Here is a 13150-nt window from a genome sequence, read left to right on the forward strand (position 1 = left end):
CTTGCTTAATCTTAGGAAATTATTATGAGTGCTAAAAACGAACTTCAACAAATTAACAACCGTTTAGACAAGTGTCGCCATAAGTTAGCGGCTGCTAAAGCTCGTAATGATCGTCCTGTTGTTCGTCAATTTGAAGAAGAAATCAAAAAGCTAACAAAGAAGATTGCCCAGCTTAAGCACAAACAAAGCTACGATGTGAATCAAGAACGTAAGTCGTTGCTTGATATGCCATTTAGCCGCGAAATTACTAAAGCTGAGCAAGCGGATATGGGTAAACTGAAAAAGTCTGTAAAAGGATTAGTCGTTGTTCACCCAATGACGAAGATTGGTAAAGAGCTTCGCATTGAGGTTATGACGGGTTATGCCCCGAAAAAATTCTAATTACCAGCGATGGTAATAAAAGAGGAGCTAGTAATAGCTCCTTTTTGCTTTTTTAGGCATATAGAAAGGGTTAAATCGGCGATCGCATTAGCGGTGAGGTAAATGGATAGGTGTTGATTCTGGTCACAAAACCATTCATCTCCTACTAAAGTTAACTTGTTGCTAACATGACATTCAGCTGACACGCTAGTGTGTTTGGTTTTCTAATCCACAATTTCTCACCAATTTGCACAAATATAGGCAGAGCAACACAAATATTTACAGATAAAACTAGACTCATTAGGGAAGATGAGAACGTAAAACAATAGAGGTTATATGAATCAATTAATTTCAATAGGGCCACTAGAATCTTTCTTAATCGCGATCAGCGTTTTGTTTCTAGGTCATTTTGTAAACGCAAAGCTACCGATTCTCAAAAAGTACAATATCCCAGAGCCCATTGTTGGTGGCTTGATTGTCGCTTTTGCTATTACAGCCCTGCACTTTAACGGCGTTGATCTTGAGTTCTCCTTGCCTTTGCAGAACACATTCATGTTGATGTTCTTCGCGACTGTAGGCCTTGCGGCTAACTACACTCAGCTAATAAAAGGCGGCGCAAAGGTCTTTTTGTTCTTAGCGGTCGCTTCCGTTTACATCATTATCCAGAATGGAGTGGGTGTGACGCTGGCAACGACGCTTGGCCTAGAGCCACTAATGGGTTTGATCGCAGGTTCTATTACGCTGTCTGGTGGTCACGGTACAGGAGCGGCTTGGTCGCAAACCTTTGCTGATACCTACGGCATTGCCAATACACTAGAAATCGCGATGGCTTCGGCAACCTTTGGTTTGATCATTGGCGGTATCATTGGTAGCCCTGTAGCGCAAAAACTGATCGACAAAAACAATCTTGAATCAGAGTACGGCACGGGCACACAAACGCACGAGCGCTTCCCTGAACTGGTGACTTATAACGAGTACGAAGAAGATAAAGTGACAGCCAAGAAGGTAATTGAAGTTTTGTTCATTCTTCTTATCTGTATTACGGGTGCAAGATATCTTGAAGAGTGGGTATCAACCTTTGAAATTTCTTGGTTGATGATTCCTGACTTTGTTTATGCTCTGTTTATCGGTGTGTTCATCACGAACGTTTTTGAAGTGACGAAGCTGCATAAAACCGACAGCGAAACCGTTGATATTTTGGGTACTGTGTCATTGTCTCTATTCTTAGCGATGGCGTTAATGAGCCTGAAACTGTGGAACATCTTCGACCTTGCGATCCCATTCTTGGTGATCTTGAGTGTTCAAGCAGTGGTGCTTGGTCTGTTCTCTTACTTTGTGACGTTTAAAGTGATGGGTTCAAACTACGATGCAGCTGTTATGTCGGGCGGTCACTGTGGTTTCGGCCTAGGCGCAACACCTACAGCGGTAATGAACATGGGCTCTTTGGTGAACCGATTCGGTCCATCACCACAGGCGTTCATGGTGGTGCCAATCGTCGGCGCATTCTTCATTGATATCGTTAACCTGATTATCCTGCAAGGTTACATCTCGTTTATCGGTTAATGTGAACACCTCGCTTAACGCATAAAAAAGCCAGTCTATTGACTGGCTTTTTTCGTTTTGTAGGACGCCGCTTATGTTATTGAGCTTGAGCTATTGAGATTAAGCGGGTGAGCTTGTCTGTAGCTCTTTGAGCAGTGAGAATGCAGCTTTAGTGTGCTCTCCGGTGACGATAAATCCAACCAATTGATTATCTACATTGAAGCCTTTTGCGATAATGCCTTTCGGGTCAAAGCGAGTCTCCCAGCTTTGAGCTGTGTGCAGATCTCGGCCTGCAAGCTGAATCGGGTAGCTTGGGGTCTTCACCTTTGTAATGATATGAGGCAACTTGAGTTTGATGCCAGCTTCCTCGGGCATGTCATCACTCGTAATGAGCTGCTTTGCCAACACATTAGCAGACAAGATCGCGGGCTGGAGATAAGCCATGATACGCCCTTCAATTTCGGCGCAATCACCAATCGCATACACATTGTTAGCACTGGTTTTCATGGTTTGGTCGACAACGATCCCCTTGTTGACGGTGACTCCGGCTTGTGTCGCCAATGTCGTGTTCGGTTTCAGCCCTGCAGCTGCAATCACTGCATCCGTTCGTAACAATCGAGAAGAGGTGGTTTGTAACCTTATATCCTCTTCGAGGTAAGTCGCTCGACAAACGGCAGAGTCTGTTTCAACGGTCACACCTGCTTTTCGTAACACTTGCTCCAATTCTAGAGAAACGAAAGGCGGCACTAAACTGCTCAATAGATAGCTGGCAGGCTCGATGATCGTGACATCTTTTCCTGCGACTTGAAGGTCAAAGGCAAGCTCGACTCCGATTAGGCCGCCACCAATCACAGTGACACGATGAGCATCATCGATCTTCGCTTTGTGCTTTTCAAACTCCTCCAGACTATTGAGCGTAATTGTCGCATCGTGTTTTAGCCCTTTTGCTGGTGGAATAAATGGTGTTGCTCCCGTTGCTAATACCAACTTCGAATAGTGAATGGTGTCATCGCCGACATGAACACATTGTTGCTCAATATCGATTTCTCTGACCAGTGCTTTGGTCTTGATAACCAAGTTGTACTGCTCAGCCAACTGTTGAGCGTTATGCATTGAGAGTGTCTCTGGCGTTTGCGCCTGACTAAACGCATGCGAAAGATTTGGCTTACTGTACTCAACCCCCGAATCTGCCGTGATCATGGTGATCGCGATATCTTGGTCGAGTTTACGTACCATCTTTATAGTTTGTAGGGCAGCGAAACCGCCACCCACAATCACAATGTTCGACATGTTACTTCTCCACAAATACTTCTTTGCCTAAATGGCACTCAGGGCAAAGGAAGTCATCAGGTACTTTTGCCCAAGGTGTCCCTGGTTCAACACCTTGGTACGGTTCACCTAATTGTGGGTCGTATACCCATTCACAAACCGTGCAACGCCAGCATGTGCAGTCTGCACTGTGGACAGGCTTATCTTGCGTTTGTTCTAGGTTCTGTTCTGCTGTGTCTTTTAGCTCTGTTGGGGAGATTGTTGGTGCTGATTCTATGGGCTGAACGTTGCGCTCCACTTGCTTAGGTTGGCTAACCTCGGTTTCATCGGCGCGCCAAACCTCAGCCAGTGTCATGCCGTAATCGATGCACTGACGAAGGGCATCTGTGTCTGGTTTCCAGTGGATGTGTTGTGGTGCACTGACTTCGAAATTGGCTTCTCGTAGGCGCGCATCGATGCGTTTTACTGCGCCACCTGTCCAACCTGAAGACCCGAAGGCTGCGGCTCTTTTTTCTGCAAAGCGTAATCCGTGTATCTCTTCAAGCAAGGCTGCGATCTGCGGCATCATTACGTTGTTCATGGTTGATGAGCCAACGAGCACGCCCTTTGAGCGGAAGATATTAGCTAGGATGTCGTTTTTATCGTGCTTTGAAACGTTGAACACTTTAATGGCTGTTTCTGGGCTGCCTTTACGAATCCCTTTCGCAATGGCATCGGCCATCATGCGAGTGTTGTTCGACATGGTGTCGTACACAATCGTGATTCGGTCTTCTTTGTAGGCTTTCGACCATTCGTAGTATTGCTCTACGATCTGGGTGGCGTTGTCGCGCCAAATACAGCCATGAGAAGTGGCGATAACATCGATCGGTACACCTAAACTCAATACTTCTTCGATCTTAGCTTTCACTAGTGGTGCAAACGGCGTCAGGATGTTCGAGAAGTAACGCAGACATTGTTCGTGCAGTTCAACTTGGTCTAGCTGGTCGTTAAATAGGCTCTCATCACAGTAGTGTTGACCGAATGCATCATTACTGAATAGGATTTCATCGCCAGTCAGGTAGGTGGCCATTGAGTCTGGCCAGTGCAGCATTTTCATCTCAACAAAGATAAGTTGCTTACCATTACCGATATCCAGTGTGTCGCCAGTTTTTACCGTTCTGAAGTTCCAGTCTGGCTGGTGATGATGGCCGACAATCGAGTTCACACCCGCTTCTGTACAGTAGACAGGCGTATTAGGGATCTTAGCAAGTAGCGCGGCAAGGGCACCTGAGTGGTCTTCTTCGGCATGCTGACAAATGATGTAGTCGATGTCGTTGATGTCGATTTCCATCTCAAGGTTTGCAAGGAATTGTTCCGTAAAGCGGTGATCAACGGTATCTACAAGCACCGTTTTCTCTTCACGGATCAGGTATGAGTTATAACTGGTACCTTTATTCATGTGGTATTCCTTACCGTGGAAGTACTCGGTTTCCCAGTCGTGAATGCCAACCCAGTGAACATTTGATTTAACGTGAATAGTCATAATGATAGTACCTTATTTTAATATCTAAGGTCATCATTGCACTAGTTGTGCCATATTTTTAAGTTGTTGTTTTTAATGCGCTTGTTTGGTTTTTGAGTTTGATATTGTGTCTTTATGACATTATTGCTCCTGTAATCAATATGAAATTAAAGAGTCTATTTAACACTGTGGTTAATCAAATGCAGATTAATCGCTAAAAGGCGCGCATAAAAAAGGCCAGACGAAAGTCTGGCCAAATAAAGCAGTGCAATTTAATTTGTTAGTTTTTAAAGCGTAGTCACGACTTCATCAAGAGCTAGACGCGCTTTTGGTTTACCGTGGTTGTAGTCTTCGCCGTCTTTGTGGTAGCCGATAGCTAGTGCTACATCAACAACGTGACCTTCTAGTTCTTCAGCAAACTCTTCGCCGATCATAGCAGCGTCTACGCCTTCCATAGGCGTTGAAGCGATGCCTAGACGAGCTAGTGTGTGCAGTGTGTTACCCAGTGCGATGTAAACTTGAGACTTAGTCCAGTTACCGTTGAAACCTGTTTCGTCTGTGTTCATTTCTGCGAATGCGTAAGCACCTAGGAATTGCTCGTACATTTCAGCTGGTAGGTGACCAGAGCTTACTTCTGTATCTGCGCGTTTCGCGAATTTCTCTTTAGTGTATTTAGGATCGTGAGCAAACAGGATTGTGTGTGACGCTTCTTTCGCATGTGGCTGGTTAAACTGGAACATGTTCTCGAAAGTATTGTGGAAGCGCTGTTTTGCTTCGTCGCTCTCAATGATGATGAATTTCCAAGGCTGAGAGTTGATAGAAGAAGCTGACAAACGAAGTGCTTCTTTGATTACTTCCATGTCTTCCGCAGAGATGCGTTTTTCTGCATCGTATTTTTTAGCTGTGTAACGAGTGTTTAGATCAGTAATGATTGGATGAGTCATGTTGAATCCTAATATCTATTAATAATAAATGTCGTAGGGTGTTATGTTCGGTAACGTCAACAATAAACAGATAACGCATTTAAACGAATCTCAATAGATTGAACGTCTAAATAGTTATCGAACATGCCCCAATTAATCGAGTATCTGCGGTAGCTCAAGTCGATGGAGGTAAGATAATAGAAGAATGACTTGGGAAAAATAGCGAACATATCAAATCACTATGGTAAATAATGTCCATAATAAGTAATTAAGTGTGATCTTGATGTGTTATGGCGCGCTAAGATCAGTTGTTTAGTACGCCTTTATGCCATATTGGCGCAATAATGGTGGAAGTACGCTGTCTAGGTTTGGGATATCTTCCGGTGTGATTTCGATTAAGCCAAAACCATGCTCATCATAGATTTTTCTCGTCGCTTCACGTTTTTCCTCGGCGATTGGCGCAGAGTCGGTTCCCCAGAATTGAATGTATACTTTGCCGCTTGGAAGATAAAAGTCACTGATCACTTCTTTCGCTATTGGCAGTGGACGCTCGTACGCATGTACCACACCTGCCATATATAGCCAGTTATCGATGATCAGCTCTCCTTTTGAACGAACATAGTGCCCATCCAAGGTTCTATGCTTGGCCTCGAACTTTTGGCGAAAGCTAGAAAATGACACGTCGGTAGAATGGCTTTCTGCATCGTGTCCCAAGAACTCGACAACAGATTGCTTTAAACGTTTATTGCGAATCAATGAGTCGTGCCATATCACAAATAGGTTCTGTGTGGTTTTATCTTCTCTCTGTTCCCCGCCCGCTTTTAAACCTGTAGAGGTGACATGCCAACCGTCTTCTTCTCTTGTTATCCATCCAAGTTCATTGAGCAAGAGATTGATCTTTTTTGCACTGAGCTTGAAAGCACTGCCAAGCTGAGTCGCGGTGAGTGTTTTTCCAGAGAAGGAGTCCAAGTCGATAAGCAGTTTTTCTGGCCATACAATAAAGACACCAAACTTTTTGTGTTGTACATACTCCCCACCAAAGCTTTCTCCTCGCTCTGTCAGTATCCAGCGATCCTGTGAACGTACGATATAGCCGGCTGTTTTTAGATCACTAAACAGGGCTTTGGCTTCTATGCCTTTTTGTTTAGCGAGAGCTGATGTGGAGATCTTGTCTGACATAGCCTTCTCTTAAGTCGTCACCTGACAACTAGATGGTGTGGGGGAGGTATTCAACCAAAACAAGTGATTAGAATAACACATCTACTTCGCGTCATTCCTTTTCTGATTGCCCATGTGTTTTTAGTTTAATTGGGGGAAGCGTTCTCCAAAACAGCATCAAGAAAGTCCTTCAATACTTTCTGTAATTAAATTACAGAAAATGAGGTTTAACCCCTCTGGTTGCATATAAATCCCACTAGGAATGGCGTTCCTTCATACATGGTTTATAGTTTTTAAGATGCATCTTTTATTAAGTGTGATTTATATCACCATTTATTTTTAGCGATCGAACCATGAAGTGTGATCTTGATCGTGAGTTAATGAGAGTTATTCTCACTTATTTTGCTTTGTAATTTAAATTCATGACACTTTTGTGATCTAAAGCATCACCATTAACCCGAAAGTGTTTTTTGTGTGTGATGCTTGTCACTAAAGTTGGGCTGGAGTGCATTTTGGAAATGTTGTGATACATTTTAATCAACTTTTGAGCACACACTTTCGGTCATTTGACCAACCAATACACTACGGGGTTCTACCTATGTTATCACCAGAAGCAAAGATCAAGGTTCAAAACTTTGGTCGTTTCTTATCCAATATGGTAATGCCAAACATCGGCGCATTCATTGCGTGGGGTTTCATTACAGCACTATTCATCCCAACAGGTTGGTGGCCTAACGAAACGTTAGCATCAATGGTTGGTCCTATGATCACTTACTTGCTGCCATTATTGATTGGTTACACCGGTGGTAAGATGGTTGGTGGTGACCGCGGCGCGGTAGTAGGTGCCATCACAACAATGGGTGTTATCGTTGGTACTGACATCCCTATGTTCATGGGTGCAATGATTGTTGGTCCACTAGGTGGTATCGCAATCAAGAAATTCGATGAAGCTGTTCACGGTAAAGTGAAGAGTGGTTTCGAAATGCTAGTGAACAACTTCTCTGCGGGTATCATCGGCATGATCTGTGCGATCATCGCGTTCATCGTGATTGGTCCTGCGGTTAAGATTCTGTCTGGCGGACTTGCGGCTGGTGTAAACGCAATGGTAGAAGCGGGTGCACTACCTCTAGCATCTATCTTTGTTGAACCGGCGAAAATTCTATTCCTAAATAACGCAATCAACCACGGTATCTTCTCTCCACTAGGTATCCAGCAATCTGAAGAGATGGGTCGCTCGATCTTCTTCCTAATCGAAGCAAACCCAGGTCCTGGTCTAGGTCTACTACTTGCTTACATGGTATTTGGTAAAGGCAGCGCGAAACAATCTGCTGCGGGTGCATCTATTATCCACTTCCTAGGTGGTATCCACGAAATTTACTTCCCATACGTTCTTATGAACCCACGTCTAATCCTTGCGGTAATCGCAGGTGGTATGGCTGGTGTATTCACTAACGTAATGTTCAGCTCTGGCCTAATCTCTCCAGCATCTCCTGGTTCTATCTTCGCGATTCTGTTGATGACACCAAAAGGCTCTTACATCGGCGTGATTCTATCGGTTATCGCAGCAACGGCAGTATCGTTTGTTGTAGCGTCAATCCTTCTTAAAACATCAGCGCAAGATGATGAGGAAGATTCACTAGAGAAAGCATCAGCACAAATGAAAGACATGAAAGCGTCTTCTAAAGGTGCAGCAACGGGTGCAGACATCAACCTAGCTGACGTGAAAGCAGTATACGTAGCATGTGATGCGGGTATGGGTTCAAGTGCAATGGGTGCTGGTTTACTTCGTAAGAAAGTCGATGCAGCGGGCCTAAATATCACGGTAACTAACTATGCAATCAACAACCTACCAGCTGATTCACAAATTGTTATTACGCATAAAGATTTAACAGACCGTGCACGTAAAACCATTCCTGGTGCAATGCACATGTCTCTGAACAACTTCTTAGATGGCGCAGTATACGACAACCTAGTAGCAGAACTTGTCGATGCTCAAAGTGGTGAAGCGAAGGTAGAAGCTCCGGCTCCTGCAGCAGCACCAACTCAAGAAGGCAACAAGCTTGCACTGACTAATGACAGCATTTTCCTTGGCCTTAAAGCGACTCAGAAAGAAGACGCTATCAAGTTTGCTGGCGACCAATTAGTGAAGCTTGGCAATGTATCACCAGAATACGTAGATGGCATGTTTGCTCGTGAAGAGCTTGTATCTACTTACCTAGGCGAGTCTATCGCAGTACCACACGGCACAATCGAAGCGAAACAATATGTACAAAAAACCGGCATCGTATTCTGTCAGTACCCTGAAGGTATTCAGTGGGGCGAAGATGAAGACGATATCGCGAAGATGGTTATCGGTATTGCCGCACAAGGCGATGAGCACAACATGGTGCTGATGGCTATTACCAATTCACTTGATGATGAAGACGCTGTGGAATGCCTACAGAACACAACAAACCCTGCTGATGTTCTACGCATTCTCAACGGAAACTAAAAAGCTCTAGTCAAGCTCCTAAGTGAAGGAGGCCGGTATCCCCCTACTGGCCTCATTTTCGGTCTTAATCTGTCTTAACAAGATTCAGTCTGAATAGCTTACTGCTTAATGTCTTTAGTTAATCATCAGGCATGTGGTTGAGCAGTTAGCTATCTAGATTCAAATATTTATAAGGTCAAAATTATGAAAGCGTTACATTTTGGTGCAGGTAATATCGGTCGTGGTTTCATTGGTAAGCTTCTTGCTGACGCTGGTATGAAGGTTACTTTTGCTGACGTAAATGAAACGGTTGTTAATGCGTTAATTGAACGCCAAGAATACCCAGTGAAGATTGTGGGTGAAGAGTGCGTTGTTGAGATCGTTAAGAACGTGACAGCAGTAAACTCGGCAACAAGCGCAGTGGTCGATTGCATTGCTGAGTCTGACATTGTGACCACGGCGGTTGGTCCAACGGTTCTTAAGATTATCTCTAAGTCTATTGCTCAAGGTATTGAAAAGCGTGCAGCAGCAAACAACACTGCACCAATGAACATCATCGCAGCAGAGAACATGGTTCGTGGTACTAGCCAGCTTAAAGCTGCGGTTTTAGAGCACCTTTCTGATGAAATGAAAGCGTTCACTGAAGCGCATATTGGCTTTGTTGATTCAGCGGTTGACCGTATCGTACCGCCAGCTGAAGCAGGCGAAACAGACCCACTAGCAGTGACGGTTGAGACGTTCAGCGAGTGGATCGTAGACCAAACACAATTTAAAGGTGAGATTCCAAACATCCCAGGTATGGAGTGCACTGACAACCTAATGGCCTTCGTTGAGCGTAAATTGTTCACGCTTAATACAGGTCACTTGGTTACCGCTTACCTTGGCGTGCTAGCGGGTCACGAAACAATCAAAGATGCGATTGAAGATCAAGCGATTTATGCTGAAGTAAAAGCAACCATGGAAGAGAGCGGTGAAGTTCTTATTAAGCGCTACGGCTTTGATCCAGAAGCACACGCGGCTTACATCCTAAAAATTCTAGGTCGTTTTGCTAACCCATTCTTACGTGATGAAGTGGACCGTGTTGGCCGTCAGCCAATTCGCAAGCTGAGCCCACAGGATCGTCTGGTTAAGCCTTTAAACGGTACATTAGAGTATGGTCTACCGAATGCGCACCTTGTAAAAGCAATCGCTGCTGCGTTCCATTACAAGAATGAAGATGACCCTCAAGCGGTTGAACTTCAGGCAATGTTCGCAGAAAAAGGTTTTGCTGAGACATTAACGCATTATTCTGAGCTGAATATCGACTCAGAAGTTGTTAAACTAGCGGAACAAGCTTATCTAGCATTGAAATGATAAATCATCAAAGTGCCACACCTGTGGCACTTTCTTATTGCCGAGCCGTTATGCCAATACATCCTAGTCATGAAACTGAATTACTCGAAGCCTTATCTGAAGCTGAGAGTGCTAGCGCCTGCTTGATGGCAGCTTATGATGCATTGGATGACACGGTGGATGCGGTTTTAAAAAACATCTTTAAGAAAGACGACACGGCGATTAAATTCGTTGTTGAACCGCTACTCAACAGCGGTGGGCCATTAGGCGAGATAATGGTTCGTGGTAAGTTACTCTTGGGTCTTGGGGTTATCAGTAAAGAGCTCTATGACGATTTAGAGGTTTTCGTTACCTTGAAAGAGTGGGCGAAATTACAAGGCGACGACACCAGCTTTACTGAAGTTGACGTGATCTTTGAGCTTAATAAGGTGCACGCGATTCAGCGTATTATGCCTATCGAATACGATGCAGAGATGGTTGAAACCATGTCTGGCCCGATGCTTCAAATGTTCTTAGGGCGACACCATCAGAAAGTGAAGTCGACCATTGTTTTGGCTATCACAGACATTATTAACACCTTATGTCGCGACAACGCCTTGAGTTCTTAGATTTCGTTATTGGGCGCTTTCTTAGCGACACAACAACTCGCGACAACTTGTTTTACCCATCCTAGAATAAATATTGATTGCGGTTTCTGTTATTGAGTAATCGCTTTTTTGTATTCACTCCAACCAACACTTCTTTTGATTTGCGCATGACTTATATGGGAAATGATTCTCTAGATTGTCGTCCGTTCTGACTGCCTAAACTAATAAGCAACTCAGCATATCGACCGCAAATTTCAGGTACAAAAAAAGCCACATGATGTGGCTTTTTGTTCAACAAAACCTGAGATTATAGGTCTTGGATATTTTCAGCTTCTAGCTCTTGGAAGTAGCGTAGAGTCTTAACTTTTAGCTCTTGTTGAGCTGGCTCATCAGCAACGATGATAGCTTTACGGTGCATTTGTAGAGCAGTAACAGTCCACATGTGGTTTACAGAACCTTCGATAGCCATTTGAAGCGCTTGTGCTTTGTTGTGGCCTAGAGAAAGGATCATTACTTCTTCAGAATCTAGAAGAGTAGCAACACCGATAGTTAGTGCGTATTTAGGAACTTGGTTGATGTCGCCATCGAAGAAACGAGAGTTCGCGATACGAGTGTCTTCAGTCAACGTTTTGATACGAGTGCGTGAAGATAGAGAAGAACCTGGTTCGTTGAATGCGATGTGACCGTCGATGCCTACGCCGCCCATGAATAGGTTGATTTTGCCGTATGAACGGATTTTCTCTTCGTATGCTGCACAGTGAGCATCGATGTCTTCAGCTTGACCGTCTAGCAGGTTAATGTTTTCTGCTTGGATATCAACGTGGTTGAAGAAGTTCTCGTGCATGAATGTGCGGTAAGACTCTGGGTGGTTAGGGTCGATGCCAACGTACTCATCCATGTTGAATGTTACAACGTGCTTGAAGCTAACTTCGCCAGCTTTGTAAAGTTCAATTAGCTCAGCGTAAGTAGTTAGAGGTGTGCTACCAGTAGGAAGACCTAGTACAAATGGACGCTCAGCCGTTGGAGCGAACTTGTTGATTGAATCTGCGATATGACGAGCAGCCCATTTACCTACTTTAGCTTTGTTGCTTAATGGAATAAGTCTCATTGATTTTGCCCCTAGAAATTAAATTTTATAGTGTTCTGAAACATTAATTCGCATTATAAAATAAGTTATCGAGTTCTGCTATTGTTTTAGGTCAAGTTTTTACTTTTTTCATCGTATCTGTGACTAGAACTCTCAAAATTGCACAATAATTGTATGGATATTTGGTGGCGTTAAACAAGATTAATACGCTTGTCATATACAGCGATGTTGATTCAATTCAGGCTCTGAAACAGTCGGTCTATTGGCGAGCCTTGTGAGTATAGTTGAGCCTAGAAAAATAATGATGGCAACGTGACACTATCGTGATAAAAGGAAGATTCAGATGGTGAACGATAAACTAGGTTGGGTTAGAAACTCACTCGATTGAGTAATATGAGCGTTTTGTTCACGCTATCGTTATGAATTATCTATAAATATTGGTAAAACTGACTAGGTTAGCTAAACTTACCAATTACGGAGAAAAGGCGAGTTTGAAGTGTAAACCTTGAAGGTAAAAAAAAGCCCAAAGTGATGAGGTATCACTTTGAGCGATTTTACTAATCTTCTAACACTAACTCACTGTCGTATTCTTCCCTAGGCACCTCGCCGCGTTTGCAGCCGTTTAGGGTATGAAAGCGACGGCGTCCACGAGCCAGTTGAATGTACTTCAACCAAACACGCTCTAACTTGGACTTTGCCTTATGAGGGTGAGACAACACTTTAATGAAGTGCTTTTCTTCTGCATTGGTTGGCGTAAGTTCGCCAGTCTCGAGTGCAAGCATAGTGTCACCAAACAAGGTTAGGATTTCCTCTTCTGAAAGAGTAAAATCACCCGACTTAGCGAACCCTCGTGGGAATTTAATGGTGTCATAAAAACGTTTTTTTCCGTGACGGAATTCGGTCTCAGACATATCAGCCTCA

11 protein-coding genes are annotated in these 13150 nt (G+C 43.9%); 5 read left to right on the top strand and 6 right to left on the bottom strand.

The genetic code is table 11. The annotated features are described in order from the left end of the window. Positions 1 to 24: 24 nt before the first annotated feature. Both F0232_RS03835 and gltS read left to right on the top strand, forming a co-directional pair. Positions 25 to 381: a YibL family ribosome-associated protein gene (locus tag F0232_RS03835; RefSeq protein WP_061032902.1), complete on the top strand. Its 357-nt coding sequence runs from the start codon at positions 25 to 27 to the stop codon at positions 379 to 381. A gap of 315 nt (positions 382 to 696) precedes the next feature. Next, positions 697 to 1923, top strand: coding sequence for a sodium/glutamate symporter (gene gltS, locus F0232_RS03840; protein ID WP_061032903.1), 1227 nt, complete (start codon positions 697 to 699; stop codon positions 1921 to 1923). 99 nt (positions 1924 to 2022) lie between these two features. Here the strand turns inward: gltS and norW are convergent, their stop codons facing one another. From norW to F0232_RS03860, 4 genes are all read right to left on the bottom strand, one after another. After that, positions 2023 to 3192, bottom strand: a complete 1170-nt coding sequence (norW, locus tag F0232_RS03845) for an NADH:flavorubredoxin reductase NorW (protein WP_105058686.1) — start codon at positions 3190 to 3192, stop codon at positions 2023 to 2025. Between the two features lies 1 nt (position 3193). After that, positions 3194 to 4693, bottom strand: a complete 1500-nt coding sequence (gene norV / locus F0232_RS03850; protein WP_105058687.1) for an anaerobic nitric oxide reductase flavorubredoxin — start codon at positions 4691 to 4693, stop codon at positions 3194 to 3196. Positions 4694 to 4959: 266 nt separating this feature from the next. Then, the gene (locus F0232_RS03855) at positions 4960 to 5616 is read right to left on the bottom strand and encodes an NAD(P)H-dependent oxidoreductase (protein ID WP_061032906.1); all 657 of its coding nucleotides are present in this window, start codon (positions 5614 to 5616) and stop codon (positions 4960 to 4962) included. A gap of 291 nt (positions 5617 to 5907) precedes the next feature. Next, on the bottom strand, positions 5908 to 6774 hold the full coding sequence (locus F0232_RS03860) for a glycerol kinase (protein ID WP_105058688.1): 867 nt from the start codon (positions 6772 to 6774) through the stop codon (positions 5908 to 5910). Positions 6775 to 7351: 577 nt separating this feature from the next. On the opposite strand from F0232_RS03860, the gene F0232_RS03865 reads away from it, so the two are divergent. The 3 genes from F0232_RS03865 to F0232_RS03875 all read left to right on the top strand — a co-directional run bounded on the left by F0232_RS03865 (position 7352) and on the right by F0232_RS03875 (position 11163). Next, positions 7352 to 9244 (top strand): PTS mannitol transporter subunit IICBA, encoded by a 1893-nt coding sequence (locus tag F0232_RS03865; protein ID WP_105058689.1) that lies wholly within the window; start codon positions 7352 to 7354, stop codon positions 9242 to 9244. Between the two features lie 183 nt (positions 9245 to 9427). Next, entirely contained in the window at positions 9428 to 10576 is a 1149-nt protein-coding gene (locus F0232_RS03870) for a mannitol-1-phosphate 5-dehydrogenase (RefSeq protein ID WP_061032909.1), read from the top strand. Between the two features lie 50 nt (positions 10577 to 10626). Then, entirely contained in the window at positions 10627 to 11163 is a 537-nt protein-coding gene (locus F0232_RS03875; RefSeq protein WP_193777311.1) for an MltR family transcriptional regulator, read from the top strand. Positions 11164 to 11449: 286 nt separating this feature from the next. On the opposite strand, the gene nagB is transcribed toward F0232_RS03875, so the two are convergent. After that, positions 11450 to 12250 (bottom strand): glucosamine-6-phosphate deaminase, encoded by an 801-nt coding sequence (gene nagB, locus F0232_RS03880; RefSeq protein WP_008216780.1) that lies wholly within the window; start codon positions 12248 to 12250, stop codon positions 11450 to 11452. Between the two features lie 536 nt (positions 12251 to 12786). Next, positions 12787 to 13140, bottom strand: a complete 354-nt coding sequence (locus F0232_RS03885) for a DUF413 domain-containing protein (RefSeq protein WP_008216779.1) — start codon at positions 13138 to 13140, stop codon at positions 12787 to 12789. Between the last annotated feature and the right edge of the window lie 10 nt (positions 13141 to 13150).

The organism is Vibrio sp. T3Y01 (assembly GCF_013114525.1).
GTDB classification, from domain to species: domain Bacteria; phylum Pseudomonadota; class Gammaproteobacteria; order Enterobacterales; family Vibrionaceae; genus Vibrio; species Vibrio chagasii_B.

Excerpts from the sequence above, each read along its gene's own strand:
- F0232_RS03835 (WP_061032902.1), top strand. The coding sequence starts at position 25 with ATGAGTGCTAAAAACGAACTTCAACAAATTAACAACCGTTTAGACAAG.
- gltS (WP_061032903.1), top strand. The coding sequence starts at position 697 with ATGAATCAATTAATTTCAATAGGGCCACTAGAATCTTTCTTAATCGCG.
- norW (WP_105058686.1), bottom strand. The coding sequence starts at position 3,192 with ATGTCGAACATTGTGATTGTGGGTGGCGGTTTCGCTGCCCTACAAACT.
- norV (WP_105058687.1), bottom strand. The coding sequence starts at position 4,693 with ATGACTATTCACGTTAAATCAAATGTTCACTGGGTTGGCATTCACGAC.
- F0232_RS03855 (WP_061032906.1), bottom strand. The coding sequence starts at position 5,616 with ATGACTCATCCAATCATTACTGATCTAAACACTCGTTACACAGCTAAA.
- F0232_RS03860 (WP_105058688.1), bottom strand. The coding sequence starts at position 6,774 with ATGTCAGACAAGATCTCCACATCAGCTCTCGCTAAACAAAAAGGCATA.
- F0232_RS03865 (WP_105058689.1), top strand. The coding sequence starts at position 7,352 with ATGTTATCACCAGAAGCAAAGATCAAGGTTCAAAACTTTGGTCGTTTC.
- F0232_RS03870 (WP_061032909.1), top strand. The coding sequence starts at position 9,428 with ATGAAAGCGTTACATTTTGGTGCAGGTAATATCGGTCGTGGTTTCATT.
- F0232_RS03875 (WP_193777311.1), top strand. The coding sequence starts at position 10,627 with ATGCCAATACATCCTAGTCATGAAACTGAATTACTCGAAGCCTTATCT.
- nagB (WP_008216780.1), bottom strand. The coding sequence starts at position 12,250 with ATGAGACTTATTCCATTAAGCAACAAAGCTAAAGTAGGTAAATGGGCT.
- F0232_RS03885 (WP_008216779.1), bottom strand. The coding sequence starts at position 13,140 with ATGTCTGAGACCGAATTCCGTCACGGAAAAAAACGTTTTTATGACACC.